Here is a 24942-nt window from a genome sequence, read left to right on the forward strand (position 1 = left end):
CTTCATCACAAAGCGGGAAGCCCTTGCGGCGCCCCGTAAAACGGTAGTTGTGGCTTCTTGGTCGGCTCGCAGGCGGGTCGCTCTGATGGCGATATTGGCCAAAACGCTGCGTTGCTCCCACATGCAGCAGCGTAGGTTGCAACGAAACATTCGGTAATATCATTTTGCTCTATAAATACTTTGAACTTTTTATAAGTCACAGGAAAACAGTGAGTTGCATCGCATTATCATCGGCCGAGATTTTTTTGACGAAATATTGACAAGCTTTTGGCCTACGACTTTAGTCTGAAGTATTCGGGCCCTGTGCGAGCTGGGATCGATGCACGTGCGTTACACCTGTTGCGCACGGTTTACAGGGCCCCTCCCGCAACGGGGGTGCCAGCTTGCCAAGAAGAGGCCAGAGGTTTCAGCACACGAGTGCTGGGCTACTGAGCCCGGTACACCCAACCAGATTCTGCGCACGTCAACACTGACTGGGCGCGGGAAGGACCCTGTTGCCCTGTGTCATCTCCGGACAGATCGAGGGCAACTGCAATGGCCAATTTCAGCAAGTCGGACCTTGAATTCATCCTCAAACAGATCTTCATCGCTGAGGCGCACGCCGATGGCGCCAGCCTGAGCGACCTGTTGCCCAACAGCCAGGTGCCCTTTGGCCTGCGCACGGTCGACGGCAGCTACAACAACCTGGTCGCCGGACAGAGCGAGTTCGGCGCAGCCGACAACTCGTTCCTGCGGCTGCTCGAAGCTTCTTACCGCGCCAACTATGTTGGCACCGGCAATGTCGTCGATTCGCAACCGCGCACCATCAGCAACCTGATCGTCGACCAGACAGCCAACAACCCGGCCGCAGTCGAGGCCAACGGCGGTGCCGCGCCGGTCATGAGCCCTGGTATCGACGGCGTGTTCGGCACCGCTGACGACAAGCCTGTGTTCTTTATGCCCAACGTGTCGCCAGACGCCGGGCTGACCGCCGGCTTCAACGCCTGGATGACCTTCTTTGGCCAGTTCTTCGACCACGGCCTGGACCTGGTCAGCAAGAGCAGCACCGACATCGTGTTCATCCCGCTGCGCCCGGACGACCCCCTGTTCGTGGCCGGCAGCCCGACCAACTTCATGGTGCTGTCCCGCGCCGTGCGCACCGCTGGCGCCGATGGCGTGGTGGGTACCGCCGACGATAGCCAGCCCAACACCACCTCGCCCTTCGTCGACCAGAGCCAGACCTACAGCTCGCACCCCTCGCACCAGGTGTTCCTGCGCGAATACATGGTCAACGCGGCAGGTGAGCCGGTGGCTACCGGGCGGCTGATCACCAACCGTGATCTGGGCGCCGACGGCAAGTTCGGTACCGCCGACGATGGCAACGGCGAAAGCGGTGGCATGGCCACCTGGGCAGTGGTCAAGGCCCAGGCCCGTGACCTGCTGGGTATCAACCTGACCGATGCCGACGTGCATAGCGTGCCGCTGCTGGCGACCGATGCCTACGGCAACTTCCTGCGCGGACCCAACGGCATGCCGCAGGTGGTCATGCGCGTGAACAACGGCGCCGATGGCATCGCTGGCACCGCCGATGACGTCACCCAGCTGGTCGAGGGCAACCGCAATGCGCCGATCAGCCTGGCCAATGCCGTGAGCACCGGGCATGGTTTCCTTGACGACATCGCCCACAATGCCGCGCCCGTGGTGGTTGGGGGTGTGCTGCAGGCTGACGCCGACACCCTGGTGGGCAACGCACAGCCGGTCGGGCAGGGAGGCAACAACCTGACCTACGACAACGAATTGCTCGATGCGCACTACATCGCCGGTGACGGCCGGGTGAACGAGAACATCGGCCTGACTGCCGTGCACCATGTGTTCCACTCCGAGCACAACCGCCTGGTGCAGCAGACCAAGGATACCCTGCTGGCCGCGGGCGACCTGGCGTTCCTCAATGAGTGGTTGATCGACGACGTCACCGCCATCCCCACCACGCCTGCCGGCATCGCCGCGCTGGTGTGGGATGGCGAGCGGCTGTTCCAGGCCGCCAAGTTCGGCACCGAGATGCAGTACCAGCACCTGGTGTTCGAAGAGTTCGCCCGCACCATCCAACCGCAGATCGATGAGTTCCTCGCCCCCAACGGCTACGACACCTCGATCAACCCGGCCATCCTCGCCGAGTTCGCCCATGTGGTGTACCGCTTCGGCCACTCGATGCTGACCGAAACCGTCGACCGCTACGACCCGGCGTTCAACCCGGTTTCTGCCGACCCGGCCAACCCCGACCAGCAGTTGGGCCTGATTGCCGCGTTTCTCAACCCGCTGGCGTTCGCCGGTAGCGGCGCCACGGCCGATGAAGCGGCGGGCGCAATCATCCGCGGCGTTACCCGCCAGGTGGGCAACGAGATCGACGAGTTCGTCACCGAAGCCCTGCGCAACAACCTGCTCGGCCTGCCACTTGACCTGCCTGCGCTGAACATCGCCCGCGGTCGTGATACCGGCATCCCCAGCCTGAACGAGGCCCGCCGCGAGTTCTATGCCGCCACCGGCGACAGCCAGCTCAAGCCCTACATCAGTTGGGTCGACTTTGCCGACCACCTCAAGCACCCGGCGTCGCTGATCAACTTCATTGCCGCCTATGGCACCCACAGCAGTATTACCGGGGCCACCACCGAGGCCGCCAAGCGCGCCGCCGCCGTGGCACTGGTACTTGGCGGTGACGGCGCACCCCTCGACCGCCTCGACTTCCTCAACGGCACCGGTGCCTATGCCAACGTGACGCTGGCGGGCGCGGACGGTATCGCCGGCACCGCCGACGACATTGCCGGGGTGACCGTGACTGGGGTCGACGCCATCGACTTCTGGGTCGGCGGCCTGGCCGAGAAGAAAATGCCGTTTGGCGGCATGCTCGGTTCCAGCTTCAACTTCGTCTTCGAAACCCAGCTGGAAGCACTGCAGAACGGTGACCGCTTCTATTACCTGTCGCGCACGGCGGGCATGAATTTTGGTACGGAGCTGGAAAACAACTCCTTCGCCAAGCTGATCATGGCCAACTCCGACGTCACCCACCTGTCCAACACCGTGTTCCTCACTCCCACGTTCACGCTGGAGGTGAACCAGGCCAACCAGTTCACCGGGCTGGGCGCCGACGGCAAGGCCGACCCCACTGGCGGCATCGAGATCAACGGGGTTGTAATCGTTCCGTTGGTGATCCGCGATAACCCCGATACTGTCGGGCCAGACGGCAACTTCCTGCATTACACCGGTGAAGACCATGTGGTGCTGGGTGGCACCGCGGGCAACGACATCATCATCTCCAGCGAAGGCGACGACACCCTCTATGGCGATGCCGGTGATGACCTGCTCGAAGGCGGCGCCGGCAACGACGCGGTACTGGGTGGCGCGGGCGACGACATCATCACCGATTCGTTCGGCGACAACCGCCTGGAAGGCAACGCCGGCAACGATGTGATCGTCGCCGGCAGCATGGGGGTTGCCGGTAACCTGATCCTGGGTGGCGATGGCCAGGACTTCATCATCACCACCGAGGACATCAGCACCACCTTCGGCGGCCTGGGCGACGACTTCATCCTCGGCGCCAAGACCAACCTGCCACCTACCGGGAACGAAGGTGACGACTGGATCGAGAAGGGTACCCAGGACGGCGCACCTGGCGACAACTTCGCGCCCTTGCTGGGTGACGAAGTCATTGGCAACGACATTTTCGTCGGGGGCGGCGGCTTCGACGAAATGATCGGTGAGGGCGGCGACGATATCTTCGTCGGCAGCGATGCCCAAGACAAAATGGACGGTATGTCCGGTTTCGACTGGGTCACCAACAAGAATGACCGCGTAGGTGTCACCGTGGACCTCAGCCTGGCCGCCTTGGCTCAGCCCCATGGCAACGCACCTAACCAGAACGCTGGCGTGTTCAACCCGGTGGGCGCTTCGCCTGCATCGATTCTGGACCGGTTCGCCGAGGTCGAAGGGGTGTCCGGTTCGGCCTACGCCGATGTCCTCAAGGGTGACGACGTCGATGCCGTGACCATTCTCAACCATGGCGGCGCCACCGGCAGTGCGCTGACCAACGTGGCGCTGATACGGGGGCTGCAGCAGTTCCTGGCCGATGCCGGCCTGCCCACCACCGGCTTTGCCACCGGCAACATCATGCTCGGCGGCAATGGCAGTGACCTGATCGAAGGCCGGGGTGGCGATGACCTGATCGATGGTGACAAGTGGCTCAACGTGCGCATCGCCGTGTATGCCCCTGGCGACGTCGACCACACCGGCCCGGAAATCGCCAGCTTCGACAGCATGGCCGACATGATTCCGTTCATGCTTGACCGCACTTACAACCCCGGCCAACTCAAGGCTGTGCGCGAAATCCTGCCCGGGACTTCGACCGGCGGGGCCGCCTTCGACACGGCGATATTCTCTGGGCTACAGAACGAGTACGTGGTGACCCAGAACACCAAGGGCACCGCCGATGTTGCCGATGACGTCTGGACTGTCACCGACACCGTGGCCGGCCGCGATGGCGTCGATACCCTGTTGCACATCGAGCGTCTGCAGTTTGCCGATAGCCAGCGTGTACTGGTGGAGGGGGTGAACGCACAACCCACCGGCAGCCCGACCCTGCTCGACGGCAACGGCGGTGCGATTACCGTGGGTGACATGCTGACGGTGAGCGTGGCCGCTGTGCTCGACGCCGACAATATCAGTGCGGGCAACCCGACTGGCTCGCTCGCCGACCGGTCGGTGTCTTACTACTGGCAGTTCGAGGCCGACCCGGGCAGCGGTGTGTTCCAGGACATCATCCTGCTGCCGGCCGGTGACCTGGCCTTCCAGAGCGCCGATGGCACTTCGTTCAAGGTGTCGCCAGACCTGGCCGGGCTGAGCCTGCGGGTCAAGGCGATCTATCAGGATGCCCATGGCACTACCGAAGTGCTGTACTCGCAGCCTACCACCGTGGTGCAACCTGGCGCGCCCGTGGTGCCGACAGTGGCCACCCCGGTGGTGGATGCCAGTGACGGCGGTGCCGGCCTGCACATGGTGCGCTCCGACCTGAACTTTATCCTCGCGCAAATCAAGATTGCCGAGGCCGATGCCGCCGGGCAGGACATCCTCTCGCTGATCCCCAACGTCCGCGCAGCCATGGGCCTGCGTGCGGTGGATGGCTCGAACAACAACCTGATGAACCTGAACGGCAACAACAACACCCAATACGGTGCCGCCGACAACGTCTTCCCGCGCGTGACCGACCCGGTATTCAACCCGGCCGAAGGTGCGCCAGCCGGTTTCTTCGGCCCAGGTTCCCCGGCGATCCCGGGCTCGTCGTACCAGCAGACCAGCGGGCCGGTGTTCGATTCGCAGCCACGTACCATCAGCAACCTGATTGTCGACCAGACCTCCAACAACCCAGCAGCCTACGCCACCGCGTATGACCCGGGTGCCGATGGCGTGCTCAACTTCGGCGCCGCAGGCAACGACGACGTGCTCAAGGATGGCGTGCGCATCGTCGCCAGCCCAGGTATGGACGGCCAGTTCGGCACCACCGACGACCATGACGTGTACCTGTTCGAGAACACCGCTGCCGATGCCGGGCTGTCTGCGCCGTTCAACGCGTGGATGACCTTCTTCGGGCAGTTCTTCGACCATGGCCTGGACCTGGTCACCAAAGGCGGCTCCGGTACCATCTACATCCCGTTGCAACCGGATGACCCGCTGTACGTGGAGGGTGGCTTCACCAACTTCATGGTGGTAACCCGTGCCACCAACCTGCCTGGGCCGGACGGCATCCTTGGCAACGCCGACGACATCCGCGAACACACCAACACCACCACGCCGTTCGTCGACCAGAACCAGACCTACAGCTCGCATCCCTCGCACCAGGTGTTCCTGCGCGCGTATGTAATGACTGACGACGGCCCGGTCGCCACGGGCCGGTTGATCACCAATCGCGACCTGGGCGCTGATGGCAGGTTCGGCACGGCCGACGACACCGAGATCGGCGGCATGGCCACCTGGAAGGTGGTCAAGGCCCAGGCCCGCGACCTGCTCGGCATCAACCTGACCGATGCCGACGTCGACAACGTGCCGCTGCTGGCCACCGACGCCTACGGCAACTTCATCAAAGGGCCCAACGGCTACCCGATGGTGGTGATGAAGGGGCTCGACGGTATTGCCGGCACCGCTGATGACCAGGAGGTGGAAGGCAACCCGCTGGCACCGCTCGACCTGACCAACGCCGTGCGTACCGGGCACCAGTTCCTTGCCGACATCGCCCACAATGCCGTGCCGGTGTTCAGTGGCGGCGTGCTGGCGCCGGATGCCGACAACGTTGCCGGCAATGCCGTGCCGGTCAACCCGCAGACCGGTGCCAACCTGGCCTACGACAACGAGCTGCTGGACGCGCACTACATCGCCGGTGACGGCCGGGTCAACGAGAACATCGGCCTGACCGCCGTGCATGCGATCTTCCACTCCGAGCACAACCGGCTGGTGGCGCAGACCATGGACACCGTGCTCGACTCGGGTGACCTGGCCTTCCTCAACGAGTGGCTGCTCAACCCGGTCAGCACCTTGCCGGTCACCCCGGCCGAGATCGGTGCCCTGGTGTGGAATGGCGAGCGACTGTTCCAGGCGGCCAAGTTCGGCACCGAAATGCAGTACCAGCACCTGGTGTTCGAGGAGTTCGCCCGCACCGTGCAACCTCGGGTCGACCTGTTCTTTGCCCCGACCCAGGTGTACGACGTTGACCTCGATGCCTCGATCGTGGCCGAGTTCGCCCACACCGTGTACCGCTTCGGCCACTCGATGCTGACCGAGACTGTCGACCGCTTCGACATCGACTTCAACGTCATCCAGGACCCGGCCAGCGCCAACCCCGACCAGCAACTGGGGCTGATCGCGGCCTTCCTCAACCCGCTGGCTTATGCCGCCAGTGGCGTAACCCCCGAGGACGCCACCAGCGCCATCGTGCGCGGGGTCACTCGCCAGGCCGGTAACGAAATCGACGAGTTCGTCACCGAGGCGCTGCGCAACAACCTGCTCGGCCTGCCACTGGACTTGCCAGCGATCAACATCGCCCGTGGCCGCGACGTCGGCATCCCTTCGCTGAACGCTGTGCGCCGGGAAATCTACGGGCAAACCGGCGATACCCAGCTTAAACCGTACAGCAGCTGGGTCGACCTGGTGCAACACCTGAAACATCCAGAGTCGCTGATCAACTTCATCGCGGCCTACGGCACCCACAGCACCATTACCGCTGCCACCAGCCTGCTGGAAAAACGCGCCGCCGCCATGGCCTTGGTGTTCGGCGGCGATGGCGCACCCGCCGATCGCATGGACTTCCTCAACAGCAGCGGCGCCTGGGCCAACGTGACCCTGCCCGGCAAGGACGGTGTACCGGGTACTGCCGATGACCTGAAGGCAGTCACCGTGACCGGGGTCGATGCCATCGACCTGTGGATCGGCGGCCTGGCGGAAGCAAAAGCACCGTTTGGCGGCATGCTTGGCAGCACCTTCAACTTCGTGTTCGAGAACCAGATGGAGAAACTGCAGGACGGCGACCGCTTCTACTATTTGGAGCGCACCGCGGGCCTGTCGATGAACGCCGAGCTGGAAAGCAACTCGTTCGCCAAGCTGATCATGGCCAACAGCTCAGCCACCCACCTGCCAGGCCTGGTGTTCTCCGACCCTGGCTTCTACCTGGAACTGGACCAGACCAAGCAGTACAACGAGGGCCTTGGCAGCGCCGACCCGCTGGGCGAAAACGGCGAGCAGGTGGTGTTCCGCGACAGCCCGCTGACGGCTGGGCCAGACACTAACTACATCCGCTATGCCGGTGCCGAGCACATCGTGCTGGGCGGCACCAACGGGGACGATATTCTGGTCTCCAGCGAAGGCGACGACACGGTCTGGGGTGATGCCGGCAACGACCGCATCGAGGGGGGTGACGGTAACGACCAGCTGCGCGGTGGCGCCGGGGACGACATCATCAGCGACATGGGCGGTGACGACAACATCCAGGGCGGCGACGGCAACGATGTGTTGCACGGCGGTAATGGCATCAACCTGATCATCGGCGGTTTCGGCAATGACTTCATCGTCACCGGTGAGGATGCCTCCGAAGCCATTGGCGGCCAGGGCAATGACTTCATCCTCGGCAGCAAGGCCAACGAGCAGGACATGGGCAACGAAGGTGACGACTGGATCGAGAAGGGCACCTCGGACGGCGCGCCTGGCGACAACTTCGACCCGCTCGGCAACGACCCGATCATCGGCAACGACGTCTTCGTCGGCGGCAACGAGAACGACAAGTTCAACGGTGAAGGCGGCGACGACATCATGGTCGGCAGCCTGGGGTTTGGTGACCGCTACATTGGTGGCTCAGGCTACGACTGGGCAACCTTCAAGGACCTGGCCCAAGGCGTGTCCATCGACATGAGCGACCGCTTCTTCGATGTGCCACTGGTACCGGGTTCGGGCGCTTCGACGCTGGTGCGCTTCGACATCATGGAAGGCTTGTCGGGCTCGGCGCATGGCGACTTCCTGCGCGGCGACAGCGAAGACGCCACCTCGCTGCCTACTGCAGGTGCTAACGGCAGCGTGCTGACCAACATCAGCCTGATCGACGGGCTGGCCGGCCTGCTGGCGGCCGGGGCGACCTTCTATGACGGCGGCAACATCATCCTCGGCGGCAGCGGCAGCGATCTGCTCGAAGGCCGGGGTGGCGACGATATCCTCGACGGCGACAAGTGGCTGAACGTGCGCATCAGCGTACGCGCCAACCCTGATGGCACCGGCCCGGAAATCGCCAGCTTCAACAGCATGGAGCCGATGGTGCCGTATATGCTCAATGGCACCTACAAGCCGGGCCAGCTGGTGATCGTGCGGGAGATCCTCAGCGGCACCGACCACTACGACACAGCGGTTTACTCTGGGGTGTCCACTGACTACAGCGTGGTGGTCGATGGCAACTCGGTGACCGTCACCGACCTGGTGGCCGGGCGTGATGGCGTCGACCACCTGACCGGCATCGAGCGCCTGCAGTTCTCTGACAGTTCGCAGGCCTCCGGCGTGGGTACGGCAGTCAACGCCGGCCCCACCGGCCACCTGGCGATTCTCGACGCTAGCACCGGGCTACGCGACGATACACCGGTCAGTGGCCAGCTGCTGAGGGTAAGCAACCTCGCCGTGCATGACGCGGACAATGTCAGTGCAACCAACGCGACCGGTGCGGTGAACGGCCCTGTGGCCTACTACTGGCAGGTGGAGGCGCTGCCGGGTTCCGGGGTTTATGAAGACATCACGGTAGTGGCCGCTGGTGAAGCGACACGGGTCACCGGTACGACCTACCGCGTCACGGACGACGTCGCCGGCCTGAACATCCGCGTGCGTGCGGTGTACCAGGATGCCAAGGGTACGCTGGAAATCGTCGATTCGACGCCGAACAGCGCGCCGAGCGCCGGGCCGACCGTGACCGGGCTGCTGGTGCAGAATCAAACGCTCACCGCCAACCCGGCAACCATCGTCGATGCCGACGGCCTGAGCAACCCTCAGTTCACCTTCCAGTGGCAGTCCAACCGGGGTGTCGGTTGGGTCAACATCGCCGGCGCCATCAGCAGCACGTTCGTCCTGACCCAGGCGCAAGTGGGGCAGAACATGCGGGTGGTGGTCAGCTACGTGGATGACTTTGGCGTGCAGGAAAGCGTCGCCTCCGACATTCTCGACCCGGTGGCCAACGTCAACGATGCGCCGACCGGTGCGTTGCTGATCAGCGACACCACGCCCGACCAAGGCCAGACGCTGACCGCGCTCACCGGCGCAATTGCCGACATCGACGGCCTGGGGGCCTTCAGCTTCCAGTGGCAGCAAGGCACCGGCGGCACCTTCGCCGATATTGCCGGGGCTACGGCGGCCACCTTCACCCCCGGCTTCGCCCAGGGTAACCAGCAGCTGCGGGTGATCGTGCGTTACACCGACGGCTTCGGCACTCTGGAGTCGCTGACCTCGGCGGCGACCGCTGCAGTCACCGTGCCACCGGGTGTAGTACTGGTCGGTACCAATGCGGCCAACACCCTGACCGGTGGTGCAGGCAATGACGTGATCTCGGGCTTGGGCGGCAACGATACGCTCAACGGCCTGGGCGGCAGCGACCAGCTGTTCGGTGGTATTGGCAACGACATCCTCAATGGCGGTGACGACCCCGACTTCCTCAATGGCGAGGATGGCAACGACACCCTCAGCGGCGGGCTTGGCGCAGATGCCATGAACGGCGGTGCCGGCAACGATACCTTCGTGGTCGACAACGCCGGGGATACGGTCACCGAGGCACTCAACGGCGGCACGGACCAGGTGCAGACCAGCCTGGCCAGCTACACCCTCGGCGCCAACGTCGAGAACCTGACCTATACCGGCAGCAGTGCCTTTACCGGTACCGGCAACGCGCTGGCCAACACCCTCACGGGTGGTGCGGGCAACGACCTGCTGAACGGCGGTGTGGGTGCCGACCGCTTGGTGGGTGGCGTGGGCAACGACACCTATGTGGTGGATGACGCCGGGGATGTGGTGGTCGAGGCTACGGGGGCCGGTACGGACCTTGTACTTACCACGCTGGCCAGCCACACCATGGCCGCCAACGTCGACAACCTGACCTATACCGGGGTGAGCAACTTCGCCGGCACGGGTAACGGGCTGGCCAACATCATCAGCGGCGGGGCAGGTAATGACACGCTCAGCGGTGATGGCGGTAACGATGTGCTCAACGGCAATGCCGGCAACGATACGCTCAATGGCGATGCCGGGAACGACCAGCTGTTCGGTGGCCTGGGTGCTGACCGACTGAGCGGAGGCGGGGGTGACGACAGCCTCGATGCCGGTGACGGCAACGACACGGTGCTCGGGGAGGCCGGTAACGATAACCTGGCGGGGGGTACTGGCGATGACAGCCTGGATGGCGGCAACGGCAATGACACCCTGCAGGGCGGCGATGGTAACGACACCCTGTTCGGCGACGTGGGTACCGACACCCTGATCGGGGGAGCCGGCAGTGACTTCCTCAACGGTGCGGCGGGTAACGATACGGTGGTGGGCGGTGCCGGTAACGACACCATGATGGCCATCGATGGCAACGATGTGTTCCAGTTCGCTGCAGGCTTTGGCAACGACCTGATCATCAACTTCGATGCCATTGCCGCGGGTGGCCAGGACCGGCTGGATATCACCGCCCTCAACATCACCGCAGCCACCTTTGGCGCCAGCGTGACCATCGCCGATGTGGGGGCGGACACCTTGGTAAGCATCGGTGCTGCCGACTCCATACGCTTGGTGGGGGTGGCGGATGCAACCACGGTGACTGCCGCAGACTTCATCCTGGCCGGTTGAGGGGCGCAGGGGTTAGCTGTTGCGGGTACTGCAGGGGGGCTGCGCAGCAGCCCCTTTTGCCGCGAAAGGAGTCGCCGAAATTCTACCCTGGCGTGCCTAGCGACCCGCGCAGCGGCTGCGCGCTATACTCCGCGCTTTTTGCCCGTGCCGGAATCCGCCCATGCGCCAGGTTTTGCTCATCGTCGATGTCCAATCCACCTTCAGCCCTCCCGAGTGGCTGGTCGATGGCCTGCGCCGGTTATCGGCGAACATCCCCACCATCGCCTCGGTCGAGTTGCACGACGAGCAGGCCACGCCGTTCGATCGGCAGCTCGGCTGGCACCCGGCAGCCGAGGACGAGAGCCTGGTCGAGGCTGACCAGGTGTTCGTCAAGCATGGCTACGGGCAGAGCGCCGAAGCGCTCGAGTACATCCGCCAGCTGGGTGTCGAGCGCGTGCTGGTGTGTGGCCTGCAGACGGAAACCTGCGTGCTGGCCGCCGGCTTCGCCCTGTTCGATGCCGGGCTGACACCGACCCTGGTCACCGATATGACGGTTGGTTCTTCGCTGGACCGCTCGGGCAAATTGGGCATTCAGCTGTGGCAGCACCATTTCCGCCAGGTCACCACCTCGGCGGAAGTGCTGGCTGAATTGGCCGGGCGCTCCTAGCGGCGGTACGCGTAGGTTCAGGCCGCACGCTGCACCGGATCATCTCCGCCGCGTGGCTTGTTGCCGGTAGTGATGCGTGCAAGCAGCCAGCGCGTCGCTGTGGTCCAGGCATAGCTGACGGCCACGCCACCGGTTATGGCCACGGCCACCTCGAACAGCGGGTGATGGAAAAAATGGTCCGCCAGCGACTGGAACTGGAAGTGTGTCAGGTAGATATACAGGGTCGACGACGCGATCACCGCACCCGCCCGGGCCACCAGCGCGGGTACGGGTAGCGAACGGAACCAGATAAGCGCCAGCATCGCCGGCAAGGCAATGTCGACATAGCGCGTGAAGGCCTCCCAGCCAACACCGGCTACCGCCATCAGGTCCAGCTCGCCCACCACCAGCACGGCCACCGCACTGGCTATCCATTTGCGCGCCGTGGTATCGGCGTGGTGAACGGCCATCCCCAGTACCATTACCGCCAGAAAGTGTTGCGGTACCCGGTTGAGCAGGGGGCCGGCATCGAACACGAAGCGGTTGAGCAGCACATCCAGCGCCACCAATGCACAGGCGGCGATGGTCAGGCAACGGAACGGGTCGGCGCTGACGCGCTGGCGCACGCGCCTGATCGACAGTACCAGGCCAATGATCACGATCATCTGCACCAGCACTTCGATGTACCAGTAGTTGAACAGGCCGACCTGGTTGGCCGGGAACCAGTTGGACACCAGCAGCAGTGATTGCCAGTGCAGCTGGTCGAACACCAGTTGCAGCAGCGCGGTGTACAACAGCGTTGGCACGACGATCGCTGCCAGTGACCTAAGCAGCGTACGTGCATCGCCGCGTTCTTCGATGGCCTTGAGCTGGAAGCGCGCCAGGCTGATGCCAGAGACCAGGAACAGTACCGAGGTTTCGCCGACGATCAGCCAGTGGTCGAGCTCGCTCAGGTGGCCGACCACGATCAGGATGATGGCGAGCATGCGGATGAACACCGGCATTTCCATCACCCGCCAGGCGCTCTTGGCTGGCGCGCTCAGCTCGGCCAGCTGGTACACCGGCAGGGTTTCCCAACGGCCCGGAAGGTGGCCGATCAGCTCCTCCAGCACGCGCGAAGCCTGGACGAACGACAAAGAGTCGCCGCCAAGCTCGACAAAACTCAACCTTGCATCCAGGTGCGGTACCTGAAGGATGCGTGCCCAGGCTGAGCTCAGTTTTTCCGCCAGCGGTGACAAGGTTTGGCCCGTGCTGTCGTCAAATGGCGCGGGAAGGGCGCGTTTGTCGAGCTTGCCATTAGGTGTAAGTGGCAGGGCATCGAGCATTATGAACAGCGCCGGCACCATGTAGTCCGGCAGTTGCCCGGCGAGGGCCTGGCGCAGTTCATCAGCGGAGGTGGCCTGACGAGCGACGCAATAGGCCACCAGGCGGGTCGATGCACTGTCGTGATTGGCCAGCACTACACATTGCTCGATATGCGGGTGGCGGTTCAGCGTGTTCTCGATTTCCGCCAGTTCGATCCGATGGCCACGGATTTTTACCTGGCTGTCCGCACGGCCCAGGAAGCTGGCGCTGCCATCGGCCAGGTAGGTGCCCAGGTCGCCAGTGCGGTAGCAACGGTCGCTAGCCAGGCCGGTGAACGGGTTGGCGATGAACTTGGCCTCGGTCAGCGCCGGGTCGCCCCAGTAGCCCAGCGACAGGTACGGGCTGCGAATCAGGATTTCGCCGGTTTCGCCCGTGCTGACCAGCTGATTGGCTGGGTTGACCACCAGCAACTGTGCCTCGGCTATGCCTTTGCCCAACGGCACCCGGGCAGTGTCCATGGCCGGGTCGAGGGTATGGAAAGCCATGGCTTGCGGGGTTTCGGTGGTGCCGTAGAAATTGACGTTGACGGCATTCGGCGCGATGGTCCTGATCTGCTGGTAAAGCGCCGGGTTGAGCGCATCGCCACCCCAGAACAGGTAGCGCAGTTGTTCGAATACCTGGCCATTCACTTGCGCACCGGTTTGGATCAGCTTGCCCAGTGGCGGCGTGAGATGAATCACGCTAACGGCATGTTGGTGAATCCAGTTGGCCAGCTGCGCCGGATCGGTCAGGGTCGACTGGGCCGGGCAGGCGATGGTTGCGCCTAGCGAGAGGGGTGTGAACACGTCGCGGTACACCGGGTCATGGCCCAGGCCGGAAAGCAGCGAGAAGGTGTCGGCCTGGGTGAAACCATGCTGCTGCACATGCCAGTCGATAAAGTGCACCAACGGCGCATGGTGAGTGATGATGCCCTTGGGTTCGCCGGTGCTGCCCGAGGTGAAGGTGATGTAGGCCGGTTGTTCGGGGCTGACAGCTGGCAGTGCGATAGCTTGGGGGAACGCGTGCAGTGCCTCGGCGGGGGCTTCCGGCACCGGTACGACGAGGCGCTGCGCGGCGTCGACGGTGGCCTTGCCGCAGCGCAGGATGACGGCAGGCGCCAGGGTGTTGACGAGTTGCTGGATGCGGGTGACAGGGTAGGCTGCGTCTGCCACGCTGAACGCCAGCCCGGCGCGCAGGCAACCCAGCATGGCGTAGACCAGGGCGGCGCAACGGTCGGCGACGATCAACACGCGATCGGAGGTGTTATCTATAGTCTGGAGCAGGAAGGCGGCAATACCCCGGCTTACCTGCTCTAACTGGGCGTAGCTGCAAGTGGTGTGCGTGGCAATGATCGCGGTGCCATCGGGGCAGCGGCTGGCGTGTTCCAGAAAGGCCTGGTAGATCGGTTGCCCGGTACGGTATTCCAGGCACAGCGTGGGGTTCGGGCGCAGGTCCGGCATGATGGGTGGGGGCTCCGCATGAACGTTTGGGCTGGCTGGTAGCACAACGCTAGTGCAGGGAGCGCGCAGGCGCCAACAAGAATGCTTGCCGTGCGATGGCCGGGGTACGCACCTGATTTCTCAGGCGGGTGCAGAATGGGGCTGCTGTGCAGCCCATCGCCGGCAATGCGGCCCCCACAGGGGCCGCGCAGGCGTATGTGGATCTTGGCCTGCACGGGACACTGTGGGCGCTGGCCTGCCGGCGATGAGGCCGGTGCAGGCTGGACGAGGTAGCCTGCGTTGGCCGATCGATCAGGCCACATCCACCAGCACGATCTCGCTGTCTTCAAGGGCGGTCACCCGCAGCACTTCCTCCTGTTCGATCGCCACACCATCACGTGCATTGGCCCGCAGCCCGTTGACGTCCACCAGGCCCTTGGCCGGCACCAGGTAACCGCGGCGTGCGGTATCGAAGCGGTACTCGGCAGTTTCACCCGCCTTCAGGGTGGCAGCCACCAGGCGCGCATCGGTGCGAATCTGCAAGCTGTCCTGGTCGCCGGCACGGCCGCTGGCCAGGGTCACGAAGCCTTCGCCACGCTCACCTTTGGGAAACGGCCGGCTACCCCACTGCGGCGCCTCACCGGTGCGCTCCGGCACGATCCAGATCTGGAAGATGCGGGTATCGACGTCTTCCAGGTTGTACTCGCTGTGCACGATGCCGGTACCGGCACTCATGACCTGCACATCACCGGCCTCGGTACGGCCTTTGTTGCCCAGGCTGTCCTGGTGACTGATGGCACCTTCCCGTACATAGGTGATGATTTCCATGTCGCGGTGCGGGTGCGGCGGGAAACCGCTGCCGGCCGCGATCAGGTCATCGTTCCAGACCCGCAGGTTGCCCCAGTGCATGCGCGCCGGGTCGTGGTACTCGGCGAACGAAAAATGGTGGTGGGCGTCGAGCCAGCCGTGGTTGGCGTGGCCGAGGCTGTCGAACGGTCGCAGTTGCAGCATGGTCGTGCTCCTTCAATCAGTGGAATGACGCCATGATGCGCCAACGATAGATCGAAAATAAGCGTAAATATCGGCTCAAAACTATCTATGCTATCGATGTGTTTTGCTGCGGGTTTTTACCCGTTTCATCGCCTAATCCACTGATCTGCAAGCATTCGCTGGCGATTTTTTCTCGATGCGGCGAACATGCCCGCTGATTTGGTTTTACAACGGAGTGACCGTGGCCCACGAGCAACCCCAGGCCCCCGCCAACCTTACCCCACCTGCCCAGTTGCCCTGGTTTCGCCGCCTGGTCGCCCGCTTGCTGGGGCGTGGCTTGACCCGCCTGCAAGCGCAGCACCGCGAATCCTGGTTTCTTGGCCACGCGACCGGCCAGCGCAATGGTCACGCCGAAGGTTTGCGTGACGGCTTCGAGCGTGGGCGGGAGGAGGGGTACGAGGCCGGGCGCCAGGTGCTGGTGATTCGCGATACCCGCCCCGACATTGCCGCTGTACCGGGCCAGGATGACAAGCTGTTCGATGACTGGCGCCTGCCGCTGACTGCCGAGCTAAAAAAGCGCTTCAAGGCCGATGTCGCCCAGCGCCTGCCCGCCGAGGCGCAGCCCAGCGCCGCGCAATGGAAACTGATTTTCAGCGACACGCCGTCCACCTGCGTGGTGGCCGGGGCCGGGGCGGGCAAGTCCACCTCGCTGGTGCTGCGGATCCTGCTGCTGCGTCATTATCTGGGCTACGAGCTGGATGCGATGACCGTGGTCACCTTCACCCGCGAATCGCGCAAGGATTTCATCAAGCGCCTGCTCCAGGTATTCGCCCTGTGGCAGATCAACCTGCAACCGCCGCAAGCCCGCGAGCTGGTACGTACCTTTCATTCGCGCATTCTGCCACTGGTACGCAGCCTGCCGGGTTTCGACCAAGTGCGCGCCTTCGAGACGCTGGGCGCCGAAATGCCCGCCGGGCGCGAGGCCGAGGCCGACAGCAACCCGTTCGACCTGCGCCTGAACGATGCCCAGCGTCAGCAGCTGAACCAGTGCTACAGCCAGGTGTTGGGCGAGAGCCCGCGGTTTGCCGAGCTGATCGGTCTGTTGCGCAGTGAAGCTTTGCAACTCAAGCCACTGGACCCGAACAACCCTGATGTGCAAAAACGCGCCCAGGTAACCCAGCTTGCCGCCCAGCGCGACGAAGAACTGTGCGACGTGATCGAGGACCTGTGGTTTGCCGCTGGCGCCTGGCCGATCAAGGGTATCGAGCCGTGCCGCGAAACTGTCGAGATCCGTGGCAGCCGCTTCCATGTGCACGGGCGCCTGGCCAATGGTGGGCCATGGGTGGTGTTGGGTTTCGACCCGGCAGAAAGCGCGCAGTATCAGCGCCCTGGCGCCAAGCTGGCGGTACGCGGCGAGTGGGCGGTCAAGCGCACCTTGCTACAGGCGTTTTGCGACAGGCCGCTGATCTGGCTCGACAACTACGCCATGGCCAGGCGGCTGGCGGCCTCGCTGGCGGGTGATGCGGTGGCGGGGCCGGGTTTCGAATACAAGGTCAAGGGCGAGCTGGCGGCTGCGCCGCTGCTGGATGCATTCGTCGCCGCGGCCAGTTTCATCGAAAACCTCGGCCTGGATGTGAACACGGCGGTGGCGGCGATGAGCTTCCCGACCGGCGACAGCGACGCGCTGTTCTTCGAAGCCCTGGCCCTGTACTGGAAAGCGCTGGAGGCGCACCTGCTGGACCAGTCCCCGCCGGTCATGAGCTACAACCGCATGTTTGCCCTGTTCGGCGAGAACAACCCGGAAAACCTGCAACTGCTGCCCGACCCGTTGTTGCGGCCTTTGGCGCACCTGATGATCGACGAATTCCAGGATGTGTCGCCGCAGATTGTCAGCTGGTTGCGTGCCAGCCTTGCTGAAATCCGCCGACGTGGCCCGGCCATGCACACCGGTCGCCATGCTCAGCATTCGTCGCTGATGTGCGTGGGCGACGACTGGCAATCGATCTATGGCTGGCGTGGCAGTTCGCCCAAGTACTTCATGGAGTTCACCAAAGCCTTCCCGTCGCCGGCCAGCACGCGGGTGATGCTGGTTGACAACTATCGCTGCCAGCAGCAAGTGATCGACGCGGCCGAGCACCTGGTCAAGGGCACACCGGCGATCGCCGGCAAAAAAGCCCGCGCCAGCGGCCCTGCCGCCGAATTGCCAGGTACGCCGGTGAAGGTATTCGACCGGGACGAAGCCGCGTTGGGGGAAACCCTGATCGAGCACTACCAGCGTGGCGAGACGGTGATGATGCTGTACCGCAAGGGCAGCGACAGGGCACTGATGAACGAGCACCTGCAAGGTGTGCTGCACGCCGAGGCGGGTTTGCCGGCTGAGCAGCGCAGGTTGCGCCAGTTGACCTACCACAGCGCCAAGGGTTTGCAGGCCGATGCGGTGTTCATGCTGGGCGACTGCCAGTATCTGACCTGTTCGCCCTACAAGAACCAGGTGTATCGCCAGGCCGGGCTGGGCAAGGCTGGCGATGCCCAGCCGTTCGATACCGCGCAGAAGGAGGAGGTGCAGCGCCTGGCTTATGTGGCGGTGACGCGCGCGGTCAGGCATTGCTACTGGCATGTGGAGGCGGCCAACGGCGAGGCTGCTGCTGTGCCTCGGGCCTCGGCCCAGGTGGATGGCCGGCAGGGCTTCTTCGAAGACCTGCGCGGCCAGTGAAGCCGGTCAGCTGCCTAGCGTCTCTACTTCGCGAGTGAGGCTGAGCAGAAGCCCTTCCTCACTCAGCGCTTGTTCCGCTCGCAACGCCAACATGCCATCGATGTAGGTCTGGTCATTGATCGGGATTCGCTGCACTTTGCCGGCTTCCACGGGGGAGGCACGCAGCACCGTGGTCAGGCTTTTCACGATCGAAGCAGGTAGCTGGGTTACGGCTTTGGCTTGGTCATCGTTGCACCAGTCCAGGTAGTCCAACCCCGGGCGCCAGAACTCGGTGATGGCGTTGAATGCCTTGAGGTTCTGCTGTTTAAGGAAGCCGGTCCAGCTCGACTGGCGCAGTAGCCATGCGTTGCTGGCCTGTTCAGCCGGGGTGAGTCGGCGTACCTCGGCCGCTACGTTGTCGATGATCTGCTGGCTGACATTGGCGGTTGCCCGGTAACGCATGCCGCGGCTGGGTTCGGGGAAGTCCAGCTCGGTGGCCAATGACTGGCGCAACGCCAGGCGCACTTCAATTTCGTCGACCAGGCCAGTGCGCAGTTCAGTGTCCGGGAAGGCCTCGGGCTCGTCCAGCGGGTCAAGGGCGGGCAAACTATCATCGTCCACGTCGTGCTGCAGTGCTGCTTGACGCTCGCTTCGTCTTGCATTGATGCGTTCAGCCAGCGTGTTGACGGTGTCGCGCCGGAACAATTTGCGTTGCAACGCCAACAGCTGTTTGGCCGGGTTGGTGGACTGCAGGCTGGTCTTGTGCACGATGACCTGGATTTCCAGCTCGCTGAATGCGTCGGTACCTGCATCGCCGCAGGTGGCCGGGAAATGCTGCGCTACGTACTCCAGGTGCTCGCGCAGGGAAGTGTTCTGGCTGGCCTCGCTCAACAACGCCCAGACCCGTTGGCGTACCCCTTTGGGATGGTTGCGTGCCTCTGCCGAGTCCGCCAGCCTTTCGAGCGCGCCGAGCAGGTAGCGGTTGTCGCCCTGGTCGAACAATTCATCCCAAAGCCTCAACTGAGCGTCGTCGGCTCCCACCTGGAAGAACCCCAGCTCTGCTGATGGTGCAGACGATGCCTCGGCGACATTTACGCGACTGGCACGCAAGCGGTCTCTGGTTGTAGCCTCCAGCGTATTGCGGTTGTGCAACCACCGACGTTCGGGCACCTGGGCCGCGACGTCCCGGGCGAAGGGGCTGCGCAATACCTGATCCAGGTTCGGCAGGGTGCGAATCCTGTTGAATGACAGTTCGAGTGTGCGCAACTGGTACTGCGGCTGCTGCATCAACGCGGTCAGGCCCTCTGGCCATGTGGTCAATTCGCAATGGCTGAGGTCGAGCACTCGCAGACGAGCCATGAAGGTCACGTTGGGGGCTTGGCCCAAGGGGTTGCCGGCCATTCGCAGTGTGTGAGGGTGGATGACGGTTGTGAACGTGCTGGCCAGGTCAGGGGTCAGTGTGATGCGGTTGCCACTGAGGTCCAGTTCATCCAGAGGCAGGCTGGCGAGTGCCCTCAAGCGCGCATCGTCGAGCTGCAGGTTATTACCCTGCAGCCGCAGGCAGCGAAGCCGCGACCTTGGGCCAAGCGCCTGTACGGCCTCGAATAGCGAAGCCTGGTCAATCCGCGGGTTGTTGATGATTTCCAGGGTTTCGACATTCGGGAAGCAGGCAAGAAAGCTTGGCTCGATGCGCTCCAGGTCAAGCCAATTCATCTTGAGCGTTGTGATATGCGGCAGGGTGACCGTCAACTCGGGCAGCCGGCTCACCTGCATGCCAGTCAGCTCGAGCGTGCTGATTGCACTTTGCGATTGTTGCCACGCTTCAATCAGCCGGTTCTGGAAAAGGCTGCGGTCAAAGGCCTCCGGGCCGCTGGCCCAGGCTTGCAGTTCGGTCTTGAGTAAACGCAGGTCCGCCTCCAGGCGCTTGATCTGCGTGCCCAGGTCACCTGCCTGAGCCAGGCGGGCTCTGAGCGCATGAACTTCATCGATATCCAAGCCAGGGTAGAGCACACTGAGCCGCCTGGCTGCACCCGTCAGGCCACGACCGCTCAGTGGATACCCGACTCGACCGTCGGCAAGGCGCAGGGGCGAGCGGAACCCGGGTTTGATCGGTTGCTGGCCAAGCCGTGCTGCACATCCCTGACGATTGGCCAAGGCAGCCGCCAAGCGTTTTTCCGCACTGGCGCGAGGGTATTCGGCTTGCAAAACCTGGTCGAGCAGCTGGCTGTCGGGGGTCGCCAGGGTCGGCCGAGCGAGCCCGAGCAGGGCGCGGTTGAGCCGAGCCTGGGCCTGCAAGGCACGTGCTTCCTCAGCCACACGCAACGGGACCCTGCCGGCTGCAAGTTGTTTGCGCTCTTTGCTGCTGACCCGTGCCTCGATCGCTTCCAGCGCCAGTTTCGGTAACCCGGGAAACTGGCGCCCGAGTGTTTGCGCCTCTGTGCCCGGCACTGGGTCATGGCTGTGCAAAAGGCTTTGAAACAGTGCTTCGCGCTGGGTCTCAAGGCTTCGCGCCAACGTGCTATCCAGCGTTGCGGCGCGCTGTGCTGGTTCGATATCACCGACCAGCGCGCGAATGGCCTGGTCATTCATCTGCGCCAGTACGGTCTGGCTGAGATGCCCGTTTTCCAGGTCTGTCCGGGTGATTTCGATTTCGACCTTACCCAGGCCTTCTCGCTCGCCATAGTAGAGGGCGTCGCCCCAGGGCTCCGGGCCGTTGAATACTTTAAGGATGCAGTCAGCCGGCCACCCCGGCAGTGATAACAATCCGGGTAGCGCATAATTTTTATGAGCCGCCAGTGACCGACCTTCGCGCACGCTGTCGATAATCAGCTGGGCTTCGTTGTCCGCCCGGATGCGCAACATCGTGTCAACCAGCAAGGAGGGCGCCTTCTGCCCGCTGGAGTGGGTGTGGCGCAGAACATCGCCGTTTTCACCGCAACAGCGCAGGGCGGTCTCCAGCGCTGCATCGTCCAGTCCGGCAGCTACCTTCCCCAAGCGTCGTAACGCTTGCGGGGCGTCCCATTCCAAGGGGTGCTCGTGGTCAAGCTTCCAGCGCCCCTCACCTTGGTGTTGAAGCTTTGGCGCATAGGCCTCGGGCTTGGCGGGGTGACGAATGCGCCATTGGTTGTCGGCGTCCTGGAAGACTTCGTAGCTGGTACCGTCCAGCTCCAGGTACTGCTTGCCTGCCGTGCGATACAGCCCCATGTCATCGGTCTCGATGTGCGCCGGGCGCTTGACCGTGCTGGCGTATTCCGCCATTTCGGCATGCCACAATACTTCGCGACCTTCATGCCATACCGATTGCAGCGCATCGACGAACCCGGATGCCTTGACCGCTCGCGCGCCGACCGCGAAGCCAGCGATGACAGTGGCATTGATCGCCAGGGATTTCAGCTGTTCCAGCGCCTGGGCAGTATCGCCTTCGGCCCAGGCTTCTACGCCCGTGAACACCGACTTGACGATGTCGTAGGCAAATACCCCAAGCATGACCGTGTTCAACGCCGGCACGCAGAATGCGGCAACGTTGAGGACACTCATGCCAAGGTCCAGCCAGTATTGAATACGCTCCTGCAGTGCCTTGGCATTGGCATCGGCGGTGGGCACGGCTACAGCCCTGGCATCCGCTTCAAGGCGCTGTAGTTGGTTTTGGTAAAGCAGCGACCAGACGGCCCCGCGCTGCAGTGGGTGGCGGGCAAAGCCCAGTTTGGGCTCTTTGCGAGGCCTGCGGCCCCCATCGTCAAGTAGTTCAAACAACGCAGCATCGAGCCGACGCGCCAATGCGGCCTGGTCATGCTTAGCGGTGAAACCAATGATCGATTGGCGGAATTCACGCTTGAGCAGGCGGCTGGCCATGAAGTCGCGGGCCGCTTTCGCCGAGCCGTACTCGCGTATCGGGTGCTCGGGGTGGCCCGGGATGAACACGATGCAGGGGTTCAGCTGGTCGTCGCGGTCCGGCCCGATCAGTAACACCTCGTGGATAGCGGTAGCGAACAGGCTCAACCGCCAGACTTGAAGCGCTTCGCCTGCGTAGCGTGGCTGAACTGCGGGGGTGCACAGTTGTGTCAGTGCGTCACGACCGGAACTGCTCAACAAGCCCTTCATCCAGGCGATTTGCGCCTCGACCAGCAAGGTTTGCTGGCTCAAGGCAATGGACAAGCGCTGGATATCCTGCTGGCGTGGGCCTTGGTAAATCGACTGTATGTGCTCCTGATACTGCTGCCCGAGGTCCAGCTGCCGGCAGATGCGCACAAAGTTGACCGGGGTCAGGTGTGGCAGCTCCGTGGTGTCGTGCACACCCTGAACCAGCCGGTCATATGGGCCTGTGTCATCAATGATGTCGAAATTGTGCAGCGCAGCTTCGAGCAGGCTGCGGTATTGCGGGTTGTCCACTGGGCGTGTGGTGACATCGTGCTGCCCAGGTACCGGCAGCGGTACCTCCAGGTCGGGAGGCGGTTGCCATGGGTTGCTGATCTGCTCTGCGGGCTGGAACACATATTGTGCCTTGTCGACCGGGGTGCTCAGGCCCAGGCGCTGTTCCAGCAGCGGTTTGCAGAAGTCGGTGATGCCTTTGAAGCCAGCCAGTGCTTCGCTCAGCTGGGCATGATAGCGGTCGCGCTGCGTGTACAGTGCTTGCAGCCGTTGGCGCTCTTCGGTCAGGGCAGTGGCGTACCAGGAGTAGGTGTTCCCCTCCGGGTCAATGTAGGCCCTGCGGACGGCGTCCAGAAGCGCTTCGGTATGGTCTGGGTGCAGGCCTTGGCTCCAGCCTGGCAAGCTGCGCACGATCTGGGCCTGGTGCAAAGGTGTCGAGGTGGTCATTGGCGTTGCCCGTTGGTTCAGGAAGGCCGTAGTAGACCCAGCCAGGGGTACGCCGCTGGGGTAGATAATTGTTGGATGTCGGTTGTTTGCATGCAGGTGTCGGTCAGGGGCTTATGCGCAACGGCGTTGTGCGCGAGGGTGGGTTACTGCAAGCCGGGCTGGCCATGGAACAGCCCCCTGGACAAGGAGACACTTCATGCGTTCGCTGCACAGTCCCAAGGACCACCTGTTGGACTTCGATGGCATCGAGATCGCCGTGCGCACCTGGGGGCCGGAGGACGGTATCCCGGTCCTGGCATTGCACGGCTGGCTGGACAACGCTGCTTCATTCGAGCGCTTGGGGCCATTGCTGGACGGTTGTTTCGTCATCGCCCCAGACCTGATTGGCCATGGCCGTTCCGACCACCGCCGGCATGACAGTGGCTATTACCTGTGGGAGCATGCCGAGGACATGCTGGCCGTGACCGAGAGCCTGGGGCTGGCGCAATTCCATGTGCTGGCGCATGGCATGGGCACTGGTGTGGCGTCGTTGCTGGCAGCCATGACCAGCGGGATCGCCAGCATGACCTTCCTTGACGGCATGGGCGCACCGTTCACGGTTGCCGACGATGACCGAGTGCAGCACCTGGCCCGTGCTTACCGCCTGAAACGCATGGTCCAGCGCAGCCAGTTGCAGGGCTTTGGCAGGCCGGATGCTGGCCGTTTCGATGACCTGGAAACAGCGCTGGAGCAACGGCGTGAGCGCCTCGACACCGAGCTGTCGGAAAGTGCCGCACGTGTACTGGCGCTGCGTGACTTGCTGCAGCTGGGGGATGGTTACTGCTGGCGTCACGACCCGCGCCTGGTGCTGCCCGAGCCCATGCCGCTGACCGAGCGCGAAGCGTGCGACCTGCTCAGCCAGATCCGCTGCCCGTTATACCTGATGTTCGGCCGCCAGGGCGCATTTGCCGGCGAAGCCTTCAGCCGGCGCCAGGCGGCGCTGCCCGGCCAGGCGAAAGTTTCGTGGCACCCGGGCGGGCATCACTTCCACCTGGAGGCGCCAGACCGCGCACTGGTCGACCAGCTGCTGCGTATCCTCGCGCGTCACGAAGCAGGGGTGTTGCAACGGCTGGTCAACGAGTAGCTGATGATGGTCATGCCGGGATCAGCTGGGCTATGGTGGCTACTGTTCTAGCGCAAAGCCACAAGGAGCCCGGCATGCGACCTTTCGTCATCAAGCACATCGACCACCTTGTTTTGCGGGTCAGCGACTTGCCACGCAGCGTGGCCTTTTACACCGAACTGCTTGGCTGCAGCGTCAGCCGGGTACGGGACGACCTGGGGATGATCCACCTCGCCACGGGGACGGCAATGATCGACCTGGTGACCCTGGACGGCCCGCTGGGGCAGCCAGGTGGTGCCGCTCCTGGTGCGCAAGGGCGCAACCTGCATCATTTTTGCTTGCGCATAGACCCCTTCGATGAAGCGGCGTTGACCGCCTACCTGCAGGCTGCGGGGGTTAAGGTGGAACCCGCGGAAGAACGCTATGGTGCCGAAGGCGAGGGGTTGTCGCTGTACTGCTATGACCCGGATGGCAACCAGGTCGAGCTGAAAGGCCCCTCGACATCCTCGCCGAGGCTGATCAGTACCTGATGCGCGTAATGCACGTGGCTGTCGGGTTTGCCCAGCGTAGCCAG

Annotated in this window: 8 protein-coding genes; 5 read left to right on the top strand and 3 right to left on the bottom strand. The window is 63.6% G+C overall.

Annotated elements, in window-relative coordinates:
* The first annotated feature begins 534 nt into the window (after positions 1-534).
* Together E8E68_RS18465 and E8E68_RS18470 are read left to right on the top strand one after the other, a co-directional pair.
* The gene (locus E8E68_RS18465; protein WP_280343571.1) at positions 535-11361 is read left to right on the top strand and encodes a peroxidase family protein; all 10827 of its coding nucleotides are present in this window, start codon (positions 535-537) and stop codon (positions 11359-11361) included.
* A 160-nt stretch (positions 11362-11521) separates the two neighbouring features.
* On the top strand, positions 11522-12007 hold the full coding sequence (locus E8E68_RS18470; protein ID WP_110744192.1) for an isochorismatase family cysteine hydrolase: 486 nt from the start codon (positions 11522-11524) through the stop codon (positions 12005-12007).
* Between the two features lie 17 nt (positions 12008-12024).
* Here the strand turns inward: E8E68_RS18470 and E8E68_RS18475 are convergent, their stop codons facing one another.
* Entirely contained in the window at positions 12025-14790 is a 2766-nt protein-coding gene (locus E8E68_RS18475; protein ID WP_280343575.1) for an amino acid adenylation domain-containing protein, read from the bottom strand.
* 291 nt (positions 14791-15081) lie between these two features.
* Positions 15082-15780: a pirin family protein gene (locus tag E8E68_RS18480; RefSeq protein WP_266030108.1), complete on the bottom strand. Its 699-nt coding sequence runs from the start codon at positions 15778-15780 to the stop codon at positions 15082-15084.
* 175 nt (positions 15781-15955) lie between these two features.
* Here E8E68_RS18480 and E8E68_RS18485 point away from each other — a divergent pair, with 175 nt between their 5' ends.
* Positions 15956-18472, top strand: coding sequence for a UvrD-helicase domain-containing protein (locus E8E68_RS18485; protein ID WP_280343578.1), 2517 nt, complete (start codon positions 15956-15958; stop codon positions 18470-18472).
* 6 nt (positions 18473-18478) lie between these two features.
* Here the strand turns inward: E8E68_RS18485 and E8E68_RS18490 are convergent, their stop codons facing one another.
* Positions 18479-23266 (bottom strand): NEL-type E3 ubiquitin ligase domain-containing protein, encoded by a 4788-nt coding sequence (locus E8E68_RS18490; protein WP_280343581.1) that lies wholly within the window; start codon positions 23264-23266, stop codon positions 18479-18481.
* Between the two features lie 196 nt (positions 23267-23462).
* Between E8E68_RS18490 and E8E68_RS18495 the strand changes: the two genes are divergently transcribed.
* Both E8E68_RS18495 and E8E68_RS18500 read left to right on the top strand, forming a co-directional pair.
* A complete protein-coding gene (locus E8E68_RS18495) occupies positions 23463-24389 on the top strand; it encodes an alpha/beta hydrolase (protein WP_266030112.1) in 927 nt (308 codons plus the stop codon).
* Between the two features lie 74 nt (positions 24390-24463).
* Entirely contained in the window at positions 24464-24898 is a 435-nt protein-coding gene (locus tag E8E68_RS18500) for a VOC family protein (protein ID WP_266030114.1), read from the top strand.
* Positions 24899-24942: the final 44 nt, after the last annotated feature.

It is taken from the genome of Pseudomonas sp. BN607 (assembly GCF_029871175.1).
Taxonomy (GTDB): Bacteria; Pseudomonadota; Gammaproteobacteria; order Pseudomonadales; family Pseudomonadaceae; genus Aquipseudomonas.